The 19127-nt window shown below is 62.0% G+C and carries 19 protein-coding genes and 1 tRNA gene; 5 read left to right on the top strand and 15 right to left on the bottom strand.

Annotation, left to right across the window (positions count from 1 at the left end):
- Window positions 1-4: 4 nt before the first annotated feature.
- The 4 genes from LZK81_RS20150 to argH form a co-directional block, all read right to left on the bottom strand.
- A complete protein-coding gene (locus LZK81_RS20150; protein WP_233954424.1) occupies window positions 5-2743 on the bottom strand; it encodes a TIGR02302 family protein in 2739 nt (912 codons plus the stop codon).
- Window positions 2744-2878: 135 nt separating this feature from the next.
- Complete coding sequence (gene lysA / locus LZK81_RS20145) at window positions 2879-4147, bottom strand: diaminopimelate decarboxylase (RefSeq protein ID WP_233954423.1); 1269 nt, start codon at window positions 4145-4147, stop codon at window positions 2879-2881.
- A gap of 16 nt (window positions 4148-4163) precedes the next feature.
- Window positions 4164-4370, bottom strand: a complete 207-nt coding sequence (lptM, locus tag LZK81_RS20140) for an LPS translocon maturation chaperone LptM (protein ID WP_038590638.1) — start codon at window positions 4368-4370, stop codon at window positions 4164-4166.
- A 103-nt stretch (window positions 4371-4473) separates the two neighbouring features.
- Window positions 4474-5877, bottom strand: coding sequence for an argininosuccinate lyase (argH, locus tag LZK81_RS20135; protein WP_233954422.1), 1404 nt, complete (start codon window positions 5875-5877; stop codon window positions 4474-4476).
- A 23-nt stretch (window positions 5878-5900) separates the two neighbouring features.
- Between argH and tlpA the strand changes: the two genes are divergently transcribed.
- Complete coding sequence (gene tlpA / locus LZK81_RS20130; protein WP_233954421.1) at window positions 5901-6569, top strand: thiol:disulfide interchange protein TlpA; 669 nt, start codon at window positions 5901-5903, stop codon at window positions 6567-6569.
- A 333-nt stretch (window positions 6570-6902) separates the two neighbouring features.
- Here the strand turns inward: tlpA and LZK81_RS20125 are convergent, their stop codons facing one another.
- The 7 genes from LZK81_RS20125 to LZK81_RS20095 form a co-directional block, all read right to left on the bottom strand.
- Window positions 6903-7784, bottom strand: coding sequence for a 3-hydroxybutyryl-CoA dehydrogenase (locus LZK81_RS20125; RefSeq protein WP_046605326.1), 882 nt, complete (start codon window positions 7782-7784; stop codon window positions 6903-6905).
- A 145-nt stretch (window positions 7785-7929) separates the two neighbouring features.
- On the bottom strand, window positions 7930-8859 hold the full coding sequence (locus tag LZK81_RS20120; RefSeq protein ID WP_046610671.1) for an electron transfer flavoprotein subunit alpha/FixB family protein: 930 nt from the start codon (window positions 8857-8859) through the stop codon (window positions 7930-7932).
- Between the two features lie 19 nt (window positions 8860-8878).
- Entirely contained in the window at window positions 8879-9625 is a 747-nt protein-coding gene (locus LZK81_RS20115; RefSeq protein WP_046605328.1) for an electron transfer flavoprotein subunit beta/FixA family protein, read from the bottom strand.
- A 139-nt stretch (window positions 9626-9764) separates the two neighbouring features.
- A complete protein-coding gene (locus tag LZK81_RS20110) occupies window positions 9765-10511 on the bottom strand; it encodes a rhomboid family intramembrane serine protease (RefSeq protein ID WP_046610673.1) in 747 nt (248 codons plus the stop codon).
- A gap of 25 nt (window positions 10512-10536) precedes the next feature.
- Window positions 10537-11109 (bottom strand): cob(I)yrinic acid a,c-diamide adenosyltransferase, encoded by a 573-nt coding sequence (locus LZK81_RS20105; RefSeq protein ID WP_046610674.1) that lies wholly within the window; start codon window positions 11107-11109, stop codon window positions 10537-10539.
- A gap of 15 nt (window positions 11110-11124) precedes the next feature.
- Window positions 11125-11328 (bottom strand): twin transmembrane helix small protein, encoded by a 204-nt coding sequence (locus tag LZK81_RS20100; RefSeq protein ID WP_038546293.1) that lies wholly within the window; start codon window positions 11326-11328, stop codon window positions 11125-11127.
- Window positions 11329-11345: 17 nt separating this feature from the next.
- Window positions 11346-12179, bottom strand: a complete 834-nt coding sequence (locus LZK81_RS20095; RefSeq protein ID WP_046610675.1) for an SDR family oxidoreductase — start codon at window positions 12177-12179, stop codon at window positions 11346-11348.
- Window positions 12180-12249: 70 nt separating this feature from the next.
- Here LZK81_RS20095 and LZK81_RS20090 point away from each other — a divergent pair, with 70 nt between their 5' ends.
- Window positions 12250-13224 (top strand): YihY/virulence factor BrkB family protein, encoded by a 975-nt coding sequence (locus LZK81_RS20090; protein WP_233954420.1) that lies wholly within the window; start codon window positions 12250-12252, stop codon window positions 13222-13224.
- Here LZK81_RS20090 and gluQRS read toward each other — a convergent pair.
- Window positions 13153-14034, bottom strand: a complete 882-nt coding sequence (gluQRS, locus tag LZK81_RS20085; RefSeq protein WP_233954419.1) for a tRNA glutamyl-Q(34) synthetase GluQRS — start codon at window positions 14032-14034, stop codon at window positions 13153-13155. The genes LZK81_RS20090 and gluQRS overlap by 72 nt on opposite strands.
- A 48-nt stretch (window positions 14035-14082) precedes the next feature.
- Here gluQRS and LZK81_RS20080 point away from each other — a divergent pair, with 48 nt between their 5' ends.
- A complete protein-coding gene (locus LZK81_RS20080; RefSeq protein WP_233956635.1) occupies window positions 14083-14724 on the top strand; it encodes a DNA-3-methyladenine glycosylase family protein in 642 nt (213 codons plus the stop codon).
- A 101-nt stretch (window positions 14725-14825) separates the two neighbouring features.
- Entirely contained in the window at window positions 14826-15383 is a 558-nt protein-coding gene (locus tag LZK81_RS20075; protein ID WP_046605335.1) for an HNH endonuclease, read from the top strand.
- Window positions 15384-15426: 43 nt separating this feature from the next.
- On the opposite strand, the gene LZK81_RS20070 is transcribed toward LZK81_RS20075, so the two are convergent.
- The gene (locus LZK81_RS20070; RefSeq protein ID WP_233954418.1) at window positions 15427-15942 is read right to left on the bottom strand and encodes a disulfide bond formation protein B; all 516 of its coding nucleotides are present in this window, start codon (window positions 15940-15942) and stop codon (window positions 15427-15429) included.
- 262 nt (window positions 15943-16204) lie between these two features.
- Here LZK81_RS20070 and LZK81_RS20065 point away from each other — a divergent pair.
- Window positions 16205-16281: transfer RNA gene (locus LZK81_RS20065), tRNA-Arg, on the top strand.
- A gap of 28 nt (window positions 16282-16309) precedes the next feature.
- Here LZK81_RS20065 and LZK81_RS20060 read toward each other — a convergent pair.
- Together LZK81_RS20060 and LZK81_RS20055 are read right to left on the bottom strand one after the other, a co-directional pair.
- A complete protein-coding gene (locus LZK81_RS20060) occupies window positions 16310-17017 on the bottom strand; it encodes a hypothetical protein (RefSeq protein ID WP_233954417.1) in 708 nt (235 codons plus the stop codon).
- A 600-nt stretch (window positions 17018-17617) separates the two neighbouring features.
- On the bottom strand, window positions 17618-19039 hold the full coding sequence (locus LZK81_RS20055; RefSeq protein ID WP_233954416.1) for a hypothetical protein: 1422 nt from the start codon (window positions 19037-19039) through the stop codon (window positions 17618-17620).
- Window positions 19040-19127: the final 88 nt, after the last annotated feature.

Genomic DNA, 19127 nt, shown 5'->3' with positions numbered 1-19127 from the left:
TCGCTCAACGGATATCCAGAAGCCGTTCCAGGTATTGCCGCTCCGCTTCGCCGGAGAGCGCATTGCCGAGCTTTTCGCGGATCGCTTCGAGGATTTCCCGGGCACGCTGGACGTCGATTTCGTCAGGCACCTTCACCTGATCGCCGAAATCCGGGCCTGACGTGGCGCGCGGGCGCCCGAGCGGATCGCGCCCGTTCTGGCCGCCTTGCGAGCTCATGTTCTCGCCCGGGCCGCCGCGCTCCTGACCTTCGCCCTGACCCTGACCCTGCTGCTGCATGGCCTGCATCATCTGCTGCATCATGTTCTGGGCACCCTGACGAAGTGCGCTAAGCGCATTGCCCTGGCCCTGAACCGCCTGTTCGCCCTGGCCATCGCCGAGCGCCTTGCCGGCATTGCCCATCTCGTTCTGCGCCTTGCCGAAACCTTCGCCAGGCTGCATGCCGAGGCCTTTGAGCGCTTGCTGCAGCTCTTCCAGCTTCTTGCCGAGACCTTCCTGCTGGGCGCGGAGGTTCTTCAGCGCTTCCCGAAGCTGCTCGGCAGTCATCTGGTCGGTATTCTGCTGCCCTTGCTGACCCTGTTGGCCCTGCTGACCTTGTTGTTGCTGGCCCTGCTGCTGTTGCCCTTGCTGGCTTTGATCGCCGGGCCGCTCGCTGGGATCGCCGCGCTGCATGCGGTCGCGGAGCGCCTGGTCCAGCTTGAAGGTCTGGTCCATCAGCCGCTGCTGTTCCTGCATGATCTCGCCGAGCTTGTCGATCTGCTGGCGCATCTGGCTGTTCTGCTGCTGCTGACCCTGCTGGCCGCGCTGCGGCCTGCCTGCCTGCAGGTTGTTCATCATCCGCTGCAGTTCGTTGAGCATCTGCTGGGCGGCATCGCGATTGCCGGACCGAGCGAGGTTCTCGATCTGGTCCATCATGTTCTGCAGGTCGCGCTGGCGGATGACGTTCTGGGACTGCATGTTGTTGGGCGCCTGCGGAGCGTTCTGCATCCGCTGGGCAAGCTCGTTCATGAACTGCTGCATGGCTTCGCGCAGTTCCTGCATCAGCTTTGCGATTTCCTGGTCGGACGCCTTGTTCTGCAGTGCTTCGGCAAGATTGCGCTGGGCGTCGCGCAGGCGGCGTTCCGCCTGCGACAGGTCGCCATCCTCGATGCCGAGCGCGATCTCCCAGAGATATTCGGCGGTATCCTTCAGCTGCTCCTCGTTGCGGGCGAGCTTCATGCGCTCGAGCGCAGAGCGGATCAGCAGGAAGTGGCTGAGGTTGGGGATGGTCTCGTCGGGACGGATCGCTAGCGCCTCGTTGAGCTCGATGGCGCGGGGCATCTGGCGGGTGTCGAGCGCGAAGACCTGGCGCTCTTCGGCGACGGCGGCTGCGAGCGGCTCGGAGAAGCCGCGCGACGGCAGCACCATTTCATGGGGCGGGCTGCGGCCGGTCTGGCCGGCGCCGTCCTTGGCGACCAGGGTGATCCTGACCCGCTTGCCGGCGAGCGGATGCTCGATCAGGCTGCGGCTGGTCAGGCTCTTGACCTCGCGGCTGTTCTGCCGCGGCAGGTCGAGCCGGTAGTCCGGGGCCGCATAGAGCGGGGTCGCGCCCGGAGCCGGTTGGTCGACAGGTTCGATCAGCGCATGAGCTTCACGGATGCCGTAATCGTCCTTGCCGGTGTAGCCGATTTCCAGCGCCCCGTTGACGGAACGCTTCGGCTGGCCGTCGAAGGCGATTTCCGGCGGTCGGTCGGGGATGACGTCAAAGGCCCAGCTCTGGCCGTTGACGGTCAGGCTGCCGCTCTCGGCGACGTTAAGCGCATAGGTGCGGGGCTGCCGCGGCTGGTTGGGCTGCTGCGGTGCAGCCTGCTGAGCCGGTGGCTGTTGGGCGGTTTGCTGCCCCTGCTGGCCGGTGGCGCCCTGCTGCGGTTGCTGCGCAGCCGTTTCGGCCGCCTTCTTGGCTTCCTCGGTGGTGAGCGTCGACGGCTGCCCGCCGGCCTTCGGAGCGAAGACCACGGCCTCGCCGCCTTCACCGCCGGTGACGCGCACGGTCAGCGCCGAATTCTGCGGGATCGAGACGGCCGCGACGGTGGTGGTGACCTCGCGGCCGGTCAGGAAGACCGGGGCGCGGCCGGTATAGGAGGGCGGGGTCAGCCAGGCGTCGATGCGCAGGTCCGGGTTGATGCTCGGCGCCGGCGGCGCAGGCCGGAAGGCATCGGCAGGAGAACCGCCGCCGTTCGAGAAGGAATAACCGAGCGCGACGACGAAGACGAGAGCGGGAATGGCGCGGAGCGCGAACCGGTCATACCGGGCGATATCCGGCTGCGGCAGGCCCGCATCGAGCGCTGCAATGCGCTCGGCCATGCGGATCTGGTGTTCCTTCCAGAGCGCGCGTGAGAAGGGCGTCTCGAAAGCCGGATGGTCGTCCTGGACTCCGACGGGCTGGTGCGGCAGGTTGTTGCGGACTTCGAGAAGCCGATCAGCGTCAGCTACCGCCGGCCAGCGCAGGCGGCTTAACGGCAGCAGCGCATACACGAAGGCAAAGGCGAAGCCGCCGACCAGGACCCAGCGCGCCCAGTCGGGCGCGATCCGGAAAATCCCGAACCAGGCGGCCGACAGGAACAGTGCCGCGATCCCGAGGGGGGCGAGCAGCAGCGGCAAAATCCGTTCGAAAAACAACACGATCCGGGCGAAGGACCGTTTCAGTGCAACGCGACGCGCCAGCACAGGATGCAATTCGAAGGCACCTTTGCGGATGAAGCTCATGCGGTCCGACTCCAGTCGTGGCGGCGCAAATCAAGCTTCCAAGATAACGATGTTTGTGGCGAAGACGAGGGCAGGGGGCGATCCGCCCCCATATTTTCCGGGCTTTCCCGTAAAAGTGAACGGCGCGTTAAATGTTCAGTCAAGCCATGCAGGCACGGAATCGAGGCCGATAAGCTCTTCGTAGCTGCCGCGCGGGCGCACCACGTGGAACTCCGATCCCTTCACCAGAACCTCCGGCACCAGCAGGCGGCTGTTGTAGGTGCTTGCCTGCACGGCGCCGTAAGCGCCGGCGGACGAGACTGCGATCAGGTCGCCGGGTTTGGGTTCGGCCATCTCGCGGTCGAGCGCCAGATAGTCTCCGGTTTCGCAGACCGGGCCGACGACGTCGCCCTTGATGCGCGGCGCATCGGCGGCCGGCACCACGACCGGACGGATCTCGTGATAGGCGTCGTAGAGCGTCGGACGGATCAGGTCGTTCATCGCGCCGTCGACGACCACGAAGGACTTTTCGCCGCCGTCCTTCACGTAGATGACCTCGGTCACCAGAATGCCGGCATTGCCGACGATCAACCGGCCGGGCTCGGTGACGATCTTGCAGTTCAGCGATCGCAGCTGGCGCTTCACCGTTTCCGCGTAGGCATCGGGCAACGGCGGGGGATTGTTGTCCTGGCGGTAGGGAATGCCGAGCCCGCCGCCGATGTCGACGTGATCGATGCGGTGGCCGTCGGTGCGCAACGTTTCGACCAGTTCGCGCAGCAGCCGGAAGGCGTGTTCGAAGGGCTGCAGTTCGGTGATCTGGCTGCCGATATGCATGTCGATGCCCTTGACGTCGATGCCATCGAGCGTCGCGGCGTGCGCGTAAACGGCGCGGGCGCGCTCATAAGCGATGCCGAACTTGTTTTCCTTCTTGCCGGTCGAGATCTTGGCATGCGTGCCCGCATCCACATCCGGGTTGATGCGGAAGGAGACATGCGCTTTTCTGCCGGCCTTCCGGGCGCGCAGGTTGAGGACTTCCAGTTCCGGCTCGGACTCGACGTTGAAACAGTAGATGCCGGCCGATAGCGCCAGATCCATTTCCTGCACCGTCTTGCCGACGCCCGAGAACATGATGCGGTTTGCCGGAATGCCGGCCGCCAGCGCGCGACGCAGCTCTCCGCCGGAGACGACATCGACGCCGGCTCCGAGCCGGCCGAGCGTCTTCAGCACCGCCTGGTTGGAATTCGCCTTCATCGCGTAGCAGACCATTGCGTCCACATCGGAGAACGCCTTGGCGAAAACCTTGTAGTGACGTTCCAGGGTGGCCGTCGAATAGACGTAAAAGGGGGTCCCGACCGCCTTGGCGATTTCGGGGATCGGCACGTTCTCGGCGTGCAGCACGCCGTCGATGTAATGAAAATGATTCACGGTAAAACTCGGAAAATTACAGGAGCGGGTCGAGCAGGAAAGGCCGGTTGGCAACCGGCTCGGCTTTCTGTTCGCCCGGTTTGCCGCTCTTGCGGATGTTCTGCTGCTCCACCGGCGTGCTCGGGCGGTCGAGGCTGCCCTTGCGGCCGCAGCCGACGACAACGATGCCGGCGAGGCTCAGCACAAAGGCGATGCGGGCGATTTTTACCAGGGACTTCGACATTCTATTCCTTCTCCGGCACGGCTGCGGAACTTTCATAGCGAAGTTCCGCGCGCTTGTGCAGTCACTATCCGGCATCACTTCTCGGCGTTCGTTCCGGCCGACATCAATTCCGGGTGCGCCACCAGGCGATCTGCTTCCTCACTTCCGCCGGCGCGGTGCCGCCGAAGCTGGTGCGGCTGGCGACCGAGGCGTCGACGGACAGGACGTTGAAGACCTTGTCGGTGATATCAGGGTTGATCGACTGCAGCTCTTCGAGCGACAGTTCGGACAGGTCGCAGCTCTTGCTTTCGGCGAGTGCCACGGCGCGGCCGGTGACGTGATGGGCCTCGCGGAAGGGAAGGCCGACTTCGCGCACCAGCCAGTCGGCAAGGTCGGTCGCGGTCGAATACCCGGCGCCGGCGGCGGCGCGCATCTTGTCGGCACGGATCGTCATGTCGCGCATCATGCCGGTCATCGCGGCGATCGCCAGTTCCAGGTTCTCGGCAGAGTCGAAGACCTGTTCCTTGTCTTCCTGCATGTCCTTGGAATAGGCGAGCGGCAGGCCCTTCATGACGGTCAGGAGCGCCACCAGCGAACCGTTGATGCGGCCGGTCTTGGCGCGTACCAGTTCGGCGGCATCCGGGTTCTTTTTCTGCGGCATGATCGATGAGCCGGTCGAGAAGGCGTCCGAAAGGCGCACGAAGCCGAATTGCGGCGTCGACCAGATGACGATCTCTTCGGCAAGTCGCGACAGGTGCACGGCGCAGATCGCCGCGACTGACAGGAATTCGAGCGCGAAGTCGCGGTCGGAAACGGTATCGATCGAGTTGCGGGTCGGCTCGCGGAAACCGAGGGCCTTGGCGGTCATGTGGCGGTCGATCGGGTAGGGCGTGCCAGCCAGCGCTGCGGCGCCGATCGGGCTTTCGTCGAGATGGTCGATCGCGTGGCGGACGCGGGCGCGGTCACGGCCGAACATTTCCACATAGGCCATGCAGTGATGGCCGAAGGTGACCGGCTGGGCGGTCTGCAAATGGGTGAAGCCGGGCATGACCGTATCGGCATGTTCCTCGGCGCGATCGAGGAAGGCTGCGATCAGGTCGGTCAGCATCGCTTCCGTCTTGGCGAGCTCCTCCTTGACCCAGAGGCGGAAATCGAGCGCCACCTGGTCGTTGCGCGAGCGGGCCGTGTGCAGGCGTCCGGCGGCGGGGCCGATCAGCACTGCCAGCCGCGCCTCGATGTTCATGTGGATGTCTTCGAGCTTGCGCGAAAATTCGAACTTGCCGCTTTCGATCTCTGACATGATCGTGTTCAGGCCAGAGACGATCTTGTCTTTATCTTCGCCCGAAATGATGCCCTTTTCCGCGAGCATCGTCGCATGCGCTATTGAGCCGCGGATATCCTGGGCGAACAGCTTCTTGTCGAAACCGATCGAGGCATTTATCTCCTCCATGATCGCATCCGGCCCTGAAGCGAAGCGTCCGCCCCACATCTGGTTGGAGGATACTGCGTCCTTCGTGCCGTCAGCCATGATGCCTAGTCCTGGAGTAATTGATGACGACCAAAAGACCTTTCGGCCTTCCGTCCGCCAGATTGATCGTGATTGCCGCCGTTGCGGGAATACTTGCCGGTGCCGTGGCGGTATACGTGAGTAGCATGGGGTCTGGCAATGGCGAGAGCGGGCTTCTCGCCCAATCCTCCGGCGCCTGCGAAGGTGCCATCGAGACGGTGAAGTCGGTCTCGCAATTCTCCAGGGGCCAGGTCGCCGCCATGGTTGCCGCCCAGCCGCCGCGGCCACTCGACCTCGCCTTCAAGGGACCTGAGGGCCAGGACCTCACGACCGCCGATTTCGCCGGCAAGACGGTGCTCCTCAATCTCTGGGCCACATGGTGCGGCCCGTGCCGGGAAGAGATGCCGGCGTTGAACGCGCTGCAGAAGGGCATGGGCGGTCCGGACTTCGAGGTCGTCGCGGTCAATATCGATACCGGCAGCGACGAGAAGCCGAAGGCCTTTCTCGCCGAATATGGAGTCGATACGCTCGGTTATTACCGCGACAGCTCGATGGGCGTCTTCAATTCGCTGAAGAAGGAAGGCCTCGCCTTCGGCCTGCCGGTGACCTTGATCATGGACAAGAAGGGCTGCCTGATCTCCGCGATGAACGGTCCGGCGGCCTGGGACAGCCCGGATGCGAAGGCGCTGATCGCTGTGGCGAAGGGGCCTTAACCCGCAATTTTCCAATTGAAGTAACGCAAATCTCTACTCTATGCTGCTTCTGGTTGTGATGGCCAAAGCAGACGCGTCCCTGTCAGGCGCATCGGAGAGGATGGGCCACTTCGACCAAGGCGAGGGCCTCGCCATCCAACAGGAGGGTGATCTATGTGGCTCAAGCCATTTAGCATCACGTTCACCATAAGGAAAACCCGCACGAGCTGGCAGGCAAGCGTGCGGGTACTATTCCGGAGGTGAACCACGGGAGGCGGGCGAAAGCTCGCCTCTCACTCCCAGAAATATAGCGCGCGGTGGCTTCGTTGGCAAGGTCGAGGCGACCTCACAGCCTTACCGCGTCGGAACCGGCACTTCGCCGCGATAGTCATAGAACCCGCGGCCGGCCTTGCGGCCCAGCCAGCCGGCTTCGACATATTTGACCAGAAGCGGGCAGGGGCGGTATTTGCTGTCGGCGAGGCCGTCGTGCAGGACCTGCATGATCGACAGGCAGGTGTCGAGGCCGATGAAATCGGCGAGCTGCAGCGGGCCCATCGGATGGTTGGCGCCGAGCTTCATGGCGGTGTCGATCGCCTCGACCGAGCCGACGCCTTCATAAAGCGTGTAGATAGCCTCATTGATCATCGGCAGCAGGATGCGGTTGACGATGAAGGCGGGGAAGTCCTCGGCGACCGTCGCGGTCTTTTCGAGCGCAACGACGTAGTCCTTGGCGGCCCGGAAGGTCGGTTCGTCGGTGGCGATGCCGCGCACCAGTTCCACGAGCTTCATGACCGGCACCGGGTTCATGAAATGTATACCCATGAAGCGCTCCGGACGGTCGGTGGCCGATGCGAGGCGGGTAATCGAGAGCGACGAGGTGTTGGTGGCGAGCAGGGCCTCAGGCTTCAGGACCGGACAGACCTGCGCGTAAATCTTGCGCTTGACGCTCTCGTCCTCGGTCGCGGCCTCGATCACCATGTCCATCGGGGCGAGATCGTTGAGGTCGGAAGAACCGGAAATCAGCGAAAGAGCAGCCTTACGCTCGTCATCGCCGAGTTTGCCATTCGAGACCTGGCGGGCGAGATTGCCGTTGATGGTGGCGAGCGCTGCTTCGATCCGGTCCTTGGACACGTCGTACATCTGCACCTTGTAACCGGCGAGAGCCGAAACATGTGCAATGCCGCAGCCCATCTGGCCTGCTCCGATGACGCCGATGTTTTTTATGACCAAACCCATGGTTTCGCTCCCTGGGCGTTTACGCTATCTCTAGCGTACGCCGATTTTATGAAAATGCCGGACTGCATGTATGCAGCCCGGCAGATTGTTATTCCGCTACTTGTCGTTTTGCCAGCATTTTTCGCGCTTGCGAGATGAACCAGGCTCAAAGTGCCTTTTCGAGCTTCGGCAGGATTTCGAAGAGATCGCCGACGATGCCGTAGTCGGCGACCTGGAAGATCGGGGCTTCCTCGTCCTTGTTGATTGCGACGATGACCTTCGAGTCCTTCATGCCGGCGAGATGCTGGATGGCGCCCGAAATGCCGACGGCGATATAGAGCGCCGGCGCGACCACCTTGCCGGTCTGGCCGACCTGCCAATCGTTCGGGGCGTAACCGGCGTCGACCGCGGCACGGCTTGCACCGACGGCAGCGCCGAGCTTGTCGGCAACCGGCAGGATCACTTCCTGGAATTTCTCCGCCGAACCCAGCGCCCGGCCGCCGGAGATGATGATCTTGGCCGAGGTCAGTTCCGGACGTTCGGACGACGAGAGCGCATCCGAAACGAAGCTCGACAGGCCCGGGTTTGCGGCAGCCGAGACGGTTTCCACCGAAGCGGAGCCACCTTCACCGGCAGCCTGGAAGGAGGCCGTGCGCACGGTGATCACCTTCTTGGCGTCGGTCGACTGGACCGTCTGGATGGCGTTGCCGGCGTAGATCGGACGCTTGAACGTATCCGCCGAAACGACCTCGATGATTTCCGAGATCTGCATGACGTCGAGCAGCGCCGCGACGCGCGGCATGACGTTCTTGGCCGATGCCGTAGCAGCGGCGATGATCGTGTCGTAGGAACCGGCCAGTGAAACAATCAGAGCGGAAAGCGGCTCGGCAAGGTTGTTGGCGAGACCCGCATCGTCGGCGAGCAGCACCTTCGAGACGCCGGCAAGCTTGGCGGCGGCATCGGCCGCAGCCTTGGCGCCGGAGCCGGCAACCAGCACATGCACGTCGCCGCCGATTTTCGATGCGGCAGAGAGCGCCTTGGCGGTCTGGTCGTTGAGGCTCGAATTGTCGTGTTCTGCCAGAAGAAGAATGGCCATGATGATGTTCTCCCTTTCCTTACAGAACGCCTGCGGTCTTCAAGGCGCCGACCAGTTCCTCGACCGTCTTCACCTTGATGCCTGCCTTGCGGCCGCCCGGTTCTTCCGTCTTCAGGACCTTCAGACGCGGCGCGGTGTCGACGCCGAAATCGCCAGGTGTCTTCTTGTCGAGCGGCTTCTTCTTGGCCTTCATGATGTTCGGCAGCGAGGCGTAGCGCGGCTCGTTCAGGCGCAGGTCGGTGGTGACGACGGCCGGAAGCTTGACTTCGATCGTCTGCAGGCCGCCATCCACTTCGCGGGTGACTTTTGCGGAACCATCGGAAAGCTCGATTTTCGAGGCGAAGGTCGCTTGGGGCCGGCCGAGCAGGGCTGCCAGCATCTGGCCGGTCTGGTTCGAATCGTCATCGATCGCCTGCTTGCCGACGATGATCAGGCCGGGCTGTTCGGCATCGACGATGCCCTTCAAAATCTTGGCGACGGCCAGCGGCTCGACGGCATCGTCGGTCTCGACCAGGATCGCCCGGTCGGCGCCCATGGCGAGCGCGGTGCGCAGGGTTTCTTCGGCCTTGGCCGGGCCGATCGACACGACCACCACTTCCTCGGCCTTGCCCGCTTCCTTCAGACGCAGGGCCTCCTCGACGGAGATTTCGTCGAACGGGTTCATCGACATCTTCACGTTGGCGAGTTCAACACCCGTTCCATCCGCCTTCACGCGGATCTTCACGTTGTAATCAACCACGCGCTTCACAGGCACGAGAATCTTCATGGGGTCCTTCCTTGACTATCTCCAGCCGCAAATTGCGACATTTGCTGCTTCCTCATTTGTCAGTTGGCGACATGGATACGCATTTTTCGCGCGATTACAACGCGGATTTGCCTCCAGGCATTGCCGTTTTCTCATAGTTCTATTCGGTTGCCGCAGCGATCTGCGGAACGTCCGGTTTAAGCTCGACTGCCTTCGGGGTCACGATGTTGCGGTCGAACAGAGGCACTCCCTTGCGGCGCATGAACAGCACGAGGATGGCGCCGGCGATGATGCCGCCCACATGCGCGCCCCAGGAGACCATGCCGTCGAGATCGAGGGCCAGCATGGCGAACTGCTGGACGATCCAGAGCGCCAGCGGAATGAAGGCGGGCAGCGGCAGCGGGATACGGAAGAGCACCAGCACCCAGACGCGCACGCGCGGGTGCAGCAGGAAATAGGCGGCCACGACGCCGGAAATCGCCCCGGATGCGCCGATCAGCGGGCCTTCCGAACTCGATGCCACGAAACCATGGAGAGCGGCGCCCGCCGCTGCGCAGAGGAGATAGAAGGCGAGGAACTTCACATGCCCCAGCGCATCCTCGACATTGTCGCCGAACACCCAGAGGAACAGCATGTTCGAGGCGAGATGCCAGAAATCCATGTGCAGGAAGGCATAGGTGACGAAGGTGAAGTCGTCCGGCACGATCACCAGCGACGGATCGAGCGTCGCATAATTGAAGATGACCGCAGGAATGAAGCCGAGCCCGAGCGAGGCGCGTTCGGCCACTTCAGGCGCGGAGAAATTCGTAAACAGCCAGACCAGCACGTTGACGGCGATGATGCTGATCGTGACGTATTGGACGCGGATGTATTTGAGTTCGACGGCGTCGTGCAGCGGGATGAACATGCTGTGGCTCCTCCGCCCGTTGCGGTTACCGGTTCTTGCCCGGGACCCAGAGTATATCAGCTTTGCCGCCGTCATTGGCGAAACGTGCCGCCACGAACAGAAAGTCGGAAAGCCGGTTGATATATTTCAACGCCGCAGCGCCGACGGTCTCGCTCCGCGACAATTCGACCATCAGCCGCTCGGCGCGGCGCGACACGGTGCGGGCGAGATGCAGATGGGCGGCGGCGCTCGAGCCGCCCGGAAGCACGAAGGATGTCAGCGGATCGAGATGGGCGTTGAGCGCATCGATCTCCGTTTCCAGCCTCGTCGCCTGGGCTTCGACGATGCGAAGCGGCTCGTAGTCCAGCTTTTCGCCGGTATCGGGCGTCGCAAGATCGGCGCCGAGATCGAAGAGGTCGTTCTGGATGCGGAAGAGCATGGCATCGAGCTCGGCTATGCCGGCGGTGTGCAGGCGCGCCAGCCCGATCGTCGAATTGGTCTCGTCGACCGTGCCATAGGCTTCGACGCGCAGGTCGTGCTTGTCGCGGCGCGGACCCGAGACCAGCGCCGTGGTGCCGTTATCGCCGGTGCGCGTGTAGATCTTGTTGAGCTTTACCATCCGCCATCATCAGAATCAGGTCGGGCGACCGCCGCCCGTAATCCAGAGAGTGAGCATGATGAGGACGATTGCAACCGCCTGCAAGAGAATACGCAATTGCATCAGCTTGTTGGATTTGTTCGCGTCGGTGCCCTTCAGCATGTTGAACAGCCCGCGGATCAGGACGAGTACGACGAGGCCCATGACGATCAGGGCAAGCACGGTTGTGAAAGTGGACATTGTCGGATTGCTGCCTTTCAATCCAGCCGGCGCATCAGGTTATAAAAGAGCGCGGCCGGGAGTATTCTTTTCAGGAAAGCGCCCTGCTTGGCGGGCGTCGTTACCAGATAATGTGGCTTCGGGCGAGGTGCGGTCAAGGCATGCGTCAAGACGTCATAGACTGCTTCGGGCCCAAGTTTATGGCGGTTGGCCTGCCCCCCTCCTTCGAGGCGCCTCAGCTGCCGCCGATACTGCTCCGCATGGACCGAACCTTCGAGGTCGACATGCTCGCGGATCTTGGTAAGAGCATTGGCCGTGAAGCGCGAGGTGATCGGGCCGGGCTCGATGAGGCTTACCCCGATGCCGCTGCCTTCGAGTTCCATGCGCATGGTGATCGTCAGGCCTTCGAGCGCATATTTCGAGGCTGTGTAGGCGCCGCGGTAACGATAGGGCAGGAGCCCCAGTATCGACGAACAGTTGACGATGCGGCCCTGGCCCTTCGCGCGCATGACGGGGATCACCCGCCGCGTCAGCTCGTGCCAACCGAAGAAATTGGTCTCGAACTGCTCGCGCAGCACATCGGTCCCCAGGTCCTCCACCGCACCCGCCTGGCCGTAGGCGCCGTTGTTGAACAGTGCATCGAGCCGTCCGCCGGTGCGATCCAGCACGGTTTCCACCAAGGCTGCGATCGTGTCGGGCTTGGTGTAATCCATCAGCAGGGTTTCGATGCCGTCCGCTTCGAGCGGTGTGAGATCTGCTTGCCTGCGCACCGTCGCGAACACCCGCCAGCCGTCCGCCTTCAGGGCCCGCGCGCAATGGGCGCCGATGCCGGAGGAACAGCCGGTAACGATGATCGTTCTATTTTCGCCCATTGAGTAAGGCTCCCTGTACAATCGAAAGAGTTCCTCCCATATTTCCCGGCACGTCACAACGGAGTTGCCCTTGCCCGAAGAAAACCGCCCCGTCCGGTGGTATCGCCTCGCCTTCAAGGTTCTTTGGGACGCCTATTGGCACTTCTCGGATGACGATGGCTGGGCAATGGCAAGCCATGTCGCGCTTTCCGGCCTGCTGGCGCTGTTTCCGTTCCTGATCTTCGGCACGGCGCTCGCCGGCTTTCTGGGCGCCGGCGGTTTTTCGGAAACCGCGGTGCATCTGCTCTTCGACACCTGGCCGGCGAATATCGCCGCACCGATCGCGTCGGAAATCCGACAGGTGCTGGAAATCCCGCGCGGCGGGCTGCTGACGATCTCGGTCCTAGCGGCTGCCTATTTCGCCTCCAACGGCGTCGAAGCGCTCAGGATTTCCCTCAACCGCGCCTACCGGGTGACGGAAACCCGGCCCTGGTACGTGACCCGTCTCGCCAGTCTCGGCTACGTGATCGTCGCGGTCGTCATCTTCGCCGTGATCAGCATCGTGCTGGTTGCCGTGCCGGTGGCGCTGCGTTTTGGCGAAACGCGCTTTCCCTGGCTGATCGGCGACCTGACGCGAGCCGCCAACTGGGGTCTCTATGGCACGGCCCTGCTTTTGATGCTCGGGCTGCTGTTCTCGCACAAATGGCTGCCGGCGGGGCGCCGGCGGATGATCGACGTCCTGCCGGGCGTGACGCTGACGATCGTCATCTGGACCGCCTTCGGCCTCGGTTTCGCCTCCTATCTTTCGACCTTTGCCAACTATGCCGCGACCTATGCGGGACTGGCGTCGATCATGATCGTGCTGGTCTTCCTCTACATGATCAGCGTGATCTTCATTCTCGGCGCCGAGCTCAACGCCGCCCTGATGAAATATCGTATCTACTCGGTCTTCAACCGGTTCCGGCGGGAGCGGCGCCAGCGCGGGGAAGCGTTGTCAAAGGCCAAGGAGGCGACGGATATCACTGAGGCAGAGACCCTGGTCGCGAAGCGCCGCGAGCCCGGTTGACCCCTCGCTTTTCGACAGTTTCCTGCCATCCGCACCGACCACCAGCCGGTGATGGTGATAGACCGGCTGCGGCAGCCCCAGCAGTTCCTGCAGCAGCCGGTGCACGGCTGTCGCCTCGAAGAGGTCGAGCCCGCGCACCACATGGGTGATCCCCTGCGCCGCATCGTCCAAAGTCACCGACAGATGGTAGCTGGACGGCGCATCGGAGCGGGAGAGGACCACATCGCCCCAGACCGACGGATCGGCCGGGATCTCGCCGCGGTCTCCGTCGCCGGTCTCGGTCCAGTTCAGCGGCGTCTCGATGAGGGCAAGCGCCTTTTTCATGTCGAGGCGGAAGGCGTGCCGGACACCATCGGCGATCAGGCTCCGTCGCTCGGCCTCGCTGCGATGCCGATCGCCGTCGGGATAAAGCGGTGAACCATCCGGATCGCGCGGCCAGGTCTTCCCGTCCGTCTCGAAGGCTGTGACTTTGGCCTTCACCTCGCCGCGGGTCAAAAAGGCGGGATAGACCAGGTCCATGCCGGTCAATCGGTCGAGCGCCGCATGGTAGGCGTCGAAATGTTCGGACTGCCGCCGCACCGGTTCCTCCCATCCAAGCCCCAGCCAGGCGAGATCGCGATAGATCCCCGCCTCGAATTCCGGGGTGCGGCGCGCAAGGTCGATATCCTCGATGCGAAGCAGGAAACGGCCGTCGTTCGCCCTCGCCATGTCGTGGTTGATGAGCGCCGACAGCGCGTGGCCGAGATGCAGAAGCCCGTTCGGGCTTGGCGCGAAACGATAGACCGGTTTATCAGAAGGCGAGGCGGGCATGATGTCTTCTGCCACGCTTTTTGAGAAACGGCCATGGGGAGGCAAGCGGTGGCGATCATCCGCGATCATTCGGACGTTCAGGCGGGACTGGAGGCGCTGATTGCGCTCGACCCGCGGCTGGCGGCGATCGTCGAGGCCTCCGGCCCGGTGCCGCTCAGGTTGAACGAGCCGGGCTTTTCAGGCCTTGCCTCGATCGTCGTGTCGCAGATGGTGTCGAGGGCGAGCGCCGAGGCGATCTGGCGGAGGATAACGGCAGCCGGTCCGGTCACCGCCGCCGGGTATCGGGCGCTCGACCCCGCCATCGTCGCCACGTTCGGCCTCTCACGGGCAAAGGCGGCGACGCTTCTTCATTTGTCCACAGCAATTTCGGAAGGACATTTCGATCTCGCATCCGTCTGCGCGCTCGAAACCGGCGACGCGATCCGGCAGATGACCGCGCTGCCCGGCATCGGCCCCTGGACGGCGGAGGTCTATCTGATGTTCTGCGGCGGACATGCCGATATCTTCCCGGCCGGCGACGTGGCGCTGCAGGCGGCGGTCGGCCATGCGTTCCGCCTTGAAACACGGCCGTCGGCCAAAAATCTGGCGGTGATGGCTGAGGCCTGGGCGCCGTGGCGATCTGTCGCGGCCCGGCTTTTCTGGGCGTATTATGCGGCGAAAATGCGCCGCGACGCCACACCTCTCGGCTGAAGCCGGGAACAAGTATCCCACTGCATTTATTGGGCTTCACAATCCTGTAACAACGGACCTAATATAGAAAGGACAGATGCCGAATCGGGTAGGAGCGTCATTTGACGATTGCAGTCTCCCCGCAGGCCCTGCCGGCGCTCGTTCTGAACGCTGACTACCGGCCGCTGAGTTATTATCCCTTGTCGCTTTGGTCCTGGCAGGACGCGATCAAGGCGGTTTTTCTTGACCGTGTGAACATCATCGCGGAATATGACCATTCGGTCTGCTCGCCGAGCTTCTCGATGAAGCTGCCGAGCGTCGTCAGCCTCAAGACCTACGTCCAGCCGACCCGCAACCCGGCCTTTACCCGGTTCAACGTCTTCCTGCGCGACAGGTTCGAGTGCCAGTATTGCGGCGACCATGACGACCTGACCTTCGACCACGTCATCCCGCGCGCCCATGGCGGCGAGACCACCTGGGAAAATGTCGTGGCCGCCTGCTCGCCCTGCAATCTCAGGAAAGGCAGCAAGCTGCCCAAGCAGGCCGCCATGTTCCCGCACCAGAAGCCCTATCAGCCGACGGTGCAGGACCTGCACAATAACGGCCGGCTCTTCCCGCCGAACTATCTGCACGAAAGCTGGATGGACTATCTCTACTGGGATACGGAACTGCAGCCGTAAGACGGAGCGGATCGAGCCGGTATTCGACAGGATGAAGGCCGCTTCAGGCGGCCTTTTTTGCGCCAACGAATGCGATGGCGGCCAAGATGACGCTCGCAATCACGTTCCAGCCGGCAAACGAGAGGCCGGCTACGCGAAGGGCCGCTTCCGTGCAGGAGGGGCCGTGCACCGTGTTCAGATCCGACAGCAGGCTGCCGGCATTGGTGGTGACGCCAGCCCCGCCGCCGCAGCTTGCCGGACCTTCCCAGAAAGCCCATTCGACGCCCGCGTGATAGACGCCCATGCCGGCGCCGACCAGCATCATCACGCCGATGAGGACGAGCAGCGCGCGGGTGACCCAGGCGGGCAGGCCGAGTGCTGCGACGACGATCGCCAGAATACCGACCGGGATGCCGTAATAATAGGGATTGCGCTGCAGCAGGCAGAGCGCGCAGGGGATGTAGCCGCCGATATACTGAAAGGCGAGCGCCCCGCCGACGGTCGCCGCCATGCCAAGGGTCAGGACGATGGCGTAGCCGATACCGGCGCGGGAACGGGGTGTGGAAGCTGTCAGCGCCATGCGCCTCTCCTGATATGCATTTCGACCGGCCGGGACGCCATGGCCTCACTTAGAGCAGATGCGCCGGCGCTGTAAGACAAATTATTTTGAATGCGGCGCCCTGACCGCCGCGGGCTGGAAGCCACAAGACTCCCTTGCCTCGAGGAAAACAGAGTATCGCCATCGGATCATTTGTGCCCATCGCAAATTGGCGATTGATGCGGGCAACATCCTGAGTTAAGAACCACCATCGGACGAAGGCGAGTCATCGCCTTTCAGGTTAGCACCCGTAGCTCAGCTGGATAGAGTGTCGCCCTCCGAAGGCGAAGGTCACAGGTTCGAATCCTGTCGGGTGCGCCAAATTTTACTCCTACCATGCCGCGTCGCATCAGGCTGGAGTTAACGGGTCGTTCTTGGTCGCCTCTAGGTCAGCGTCGTTCGTCTCGATCCAATTTTCGAGCTTTTCCATAAGAGCGGGCCAAACGTCATTATATTCATGATGGAAGGTGCTCATGCACAGTTCCATCGACTCAAGGTGCCGGTCGCCGTACAGTTCCATCCAGCGGTTCGAGAAATGCGTCTCGTATTCGTCATGATCGATCTTTGAATAACCAGCCACCATGCCTTCGTAATTGGGATGCGCACTTTCAGACAGGATAGCATAGAGCTTTTCTATGCCGGGATAACGCCTATCGCATTTCTGAATGATCGTCATGATGTTGATCGATTGATGCTCCGTCGAACCGTCCTTCGACCCGAGTAACAGCACCGAGGTTTTCTTGCCGAAAGCATGGAAGCCTAACTTGCCGTCGAGCACCTGTTGCATGATCTGGTTGAGGTGAATCAGCGTGGCGAGCGACTCGAAGCCGCTCCGCAGCAGGATGCGTGCGCCAAGGCCCTGACGATGCTGATGCAGCGCGTAGGATTGCATCATCAAATCGTGAAGCCGCCAGAACACGGCCTCACGCAGCATCCAGATTCGAAAAGCCGCCTTCCACTTGTACGCAACGGGGTTGCGGGACAGCAGGCCGCCAACCGGAATGCTCGATAGGAGAGACTCCCTCCAGTTGGCAAGATTCTGTTCTACGGTGTTCATGCTCCTGATTACTACAGGTGACGTGCCCAAGTGCAAGTTGTCGGGCTCGATCCCGAGCACCTGTCCTTAAGGTGCCCACCGTTTGATCAAAGAGACGGGCATAGGAATGGCGGCGATCGAAGGGGCGCTCTGTTCTAAAATCGCGAAAGCTTATGGAGATCGCTGTGGCGGCGAAAGCGTCACTACGAATTATATTCTCTGAGGTGCGCCATCTTCCCACAAGTGAGCCCAGCTCAATCGCTACCCAGAGGCGACTTGCTTCCTGCAAATTGCGGCTTTCAACGGCTTAATTTAAACGAGCTCGCGCACGCAATCACTGCGCCGGAAACCCGTAAACATATCAAAGCTTCTGCTTCGCGACCTCCATTGATATTGTTGACGCTTTTGCACAACCGCCCGCACCTTTTGCGCGGTTCCCAATGTCCCGGAGATCGAGATGGACATGTCGTTTCGGCCGGCAGTTATGCCGCCTCCTGCGCAACCCGGAGTCTTGGTCCGCACCTTCGCGGAGGCCGCCGCCATCATCTGCGGGATTGCCGCCATAGCAGCGCCGGTTGATGAGGCGATTGGCTCTGATTGCTATCGTCGCGAAGTGACGGTCTATTTGCCGAAATCCGAGGCCTCGCCGATCAGGCGCTTGCGGTGCGGGCTATTGGCGGGGCCGGCGACCTTAGATGGAACTTCGCTAGAGCAATATCCAATCCCGGTCTTGCTCGCTGTGTAGTGCCCATAGCGATTACCGGTGTACCAGCACCGGTACTCCTGGCGGTCTCCCAAGTCTTCGCGAAGGCATGAGGCGTATGACGTACTCGAATCGTCGAAGGAACCTGGCTTGCCGAATCCAAAGAGACCTTCAGCGGGTGACGGGTCCCATTCCCAGTTGATCAAGTCAGTGCTGTGAAGGGTCCGGACACGGTAGGTCTTGCTGTGGGAACTGACGACCATTCGGTATAGAGGGAGCCCGGAGGAAGTGTCTGTGCCATCCCTGAAAACCATTGGTCGAGAAACGACATATTCCAGCTCGCCGTTTGGTTCTCTTTGAAACCGCGGTTCCACGATGCGGCCTACGCCTTTTGAAGCCGAAGAGGTCAACCTAAGCGATAGCGCAGTTCGGCGCTTGAAATGAATCCCGTCTGTGGATTCGGCATAAGCGATCCCATAATCCGGAATGGCCCCGTCGGGATGTCCGACTTGTTCCGGGCTAGCCGCCAGGTCATCGAGCGTATAGTTGTTCCAGAGCCGCGCGGTGTAATACAGTATGTACTTGCCGTCAGGAGCTCTGATGACCGAACCGCTTCCCGCGGCCGACTGGTCGTAGACCTTGCTCTCCGGCTCAATCGGTCCGCGCCGAGTCTTACTGGGATCCGCCGGATCACGGGACACCTCGAATGGGAAGAGTGGGTTTACGCCGGGCGTGTCGGGAACCTGGAAACTCTCTCCGCCATCACGGCTGATGGCGACTGAGAGCGCACTTCCAGCTGTATGGAAATACATGAACCAAGGCGCGAATTCGCCGCTGGCGGCCTTTTTAGGCATTCCTTTGTCGTCGAGGGAAGGCAGAACCGCGCCATAGTACGGTGATGACCTGAAATACTCGCGACTATAAACTCTCCCATCGGCGTCTTCGTCGGGAGCAAACGGTCCCCAAAACTCCAGCGCCACATTCTTAGGAAAGAATTTCGTGGGCTCGGCCACTGACGCCTCTGCCCGGAGCACCCTGGTGCGGCCGATGAATGGAATTGGCGACGTGTCATCTGGCTGATCGGCCAAGTAGTACATCCAATATTTTGCTGCGTCACCGTTGCCGACTTTGACCACGCTCGGCCCAGCGGATCTCCATGCATCGTAGCTAGGACCTTCCGGCGCGGCTACGCCCTGAGCCTCGGCCCACCATCCTGGATAGATCATAGGATCTGTTTCACAGGACCAGGCTTTTCTCCCTGTGGCTAGCGCCAGGGGTTCACTGAATACGCTCTCTTCAAAGGCTAGAAGTGCAAGCAAAGCATAGAAATAGGCGCGCATGTATCGTGAGGCCATCGTTTGATACGGACTGCACGCACCGTATTGTTTTGAGGACGTTCGTCAAGCGAGGCCGTTCTTTAAGTGAACC

This window comes from Neorhizobium galegae (assembly GCF_021391675.1).
Lineage (GTDB): Bacteria > Pseudomonadota > Alphaproteobacteria > Rhizobiales > Rhizobiaceae > Neorhizobium > Neorhizobium galegae_B.
The sequence above is the reverse complement of the archived record's forward strand: the minus strand, read 5'-3'. Positions and strand labels throughout refer to the sequence as shown.

Bases quoted from the DNA above. Each gene is read 5' to 3' on its own strand.
- LZK81_RS20150 (WP_233954424.1), bottom strand. From the start codon at position 2,743: ATGAGCTTCATCCGCAAAGGTGCCTTCGAATTGCATCCTGTGCTGGCG.
- lptM (WP_038590638.1), bottom strand. From the start codon at position 4,370: ATGTCGAAGTCCCTGGTAAAAATCGCCCGCATCGCCTTTGTGCTGAGC.
- argH (WP_233954422.1), bottom strand. From the start codon at position 5,877: ATGGCTGACGGCACGAAGGACGCAGTATCCTCCAACCAGATGTGGGGC.
- tlpA (WP_233954421.1), top strand. From the start codon at position 5,901: ATGACGACCAAAAGACCTTTCGGCCTTCCGTCCGCCAGATTGATCGTG.
- LZK81_RS20125 (WP_046605326.1), bottom strand. From the start codon at position 7,784: ATGGGTTTGGTCATAAAAAACATCGGCGTCATCGGAGCAGGCCAGATG.
- LZK81_RS20120 (WP_046610671.1), bottom strand. From the start codon at position 8,859: ATGGCCATTCTTCTTCTGGCAGAACACGACAATTCGAGCCTCAACGAC.
- LZK81_RS20115 (WP_046605328.1), bottom strand. From the start codon at position 9,625: ATGAAGATTCTCGTGCCTGTGAAGCGCGTGGTTGATTACAACGTGAAG.
- LZK81_RS20110 (WP_046610673.1), bottom strand. From the start codon at position 10,511: ATGTTCATCCCGCTGCACGACGCCGTCGAACTCAAATACATCCGCGTC.
- LZK81_RS20105 (WP_046610674.1), bottom strand. From the start codon at position 11,109: ATGGTAAAGCTCAACAAGATCTACACGCGCACCGGCGATAACGGCACC.
- LZK81_RS20100 (WP_038546293.1), bottom strand. From the start codon at position 11,328: ATGTCCACTTTCACAACCGTGCTTGCCCTGATCGTCATGGGCCTCGTC.
- LZK81_RS20095 (WP_046610675.1), bottom strand. From the start codon at position 12,179: ATGGGCGAAAATAGAACGATCATCGTTACCGGCTGTTCCTCCGGCATC.
- gluQRS (WP_233954419.1), bottom strand. From the start codon at position 14,034: ATGCCCGCCTCGCCTTCTGATAAACCGGTCTATCGTTTCGCGCCAAGC.
- LZK81_RS20070 (WP_233954418.1), bottom strand. From the start codon at position 15,942: ATGGCGCTGACAGCTTCCACACCCCGTTCCCGCGCCGGTATCGGCTAC.
- LZK81_RS20060 (WP_233954417.1), bottom strand. From the start codon at position 17,017: ATGAACACCGTAGAACAGAATCTTGCCAACTGGAGGGAGTCTCTCCTA.
- LZK81_RS20055 (WP_233954416.1), bottom strand. From the start codon at position 19,039: ATGCGCGCCTATTTCTATGCTTTGCTTGCACTTCTAGCCTTTGAAGAG.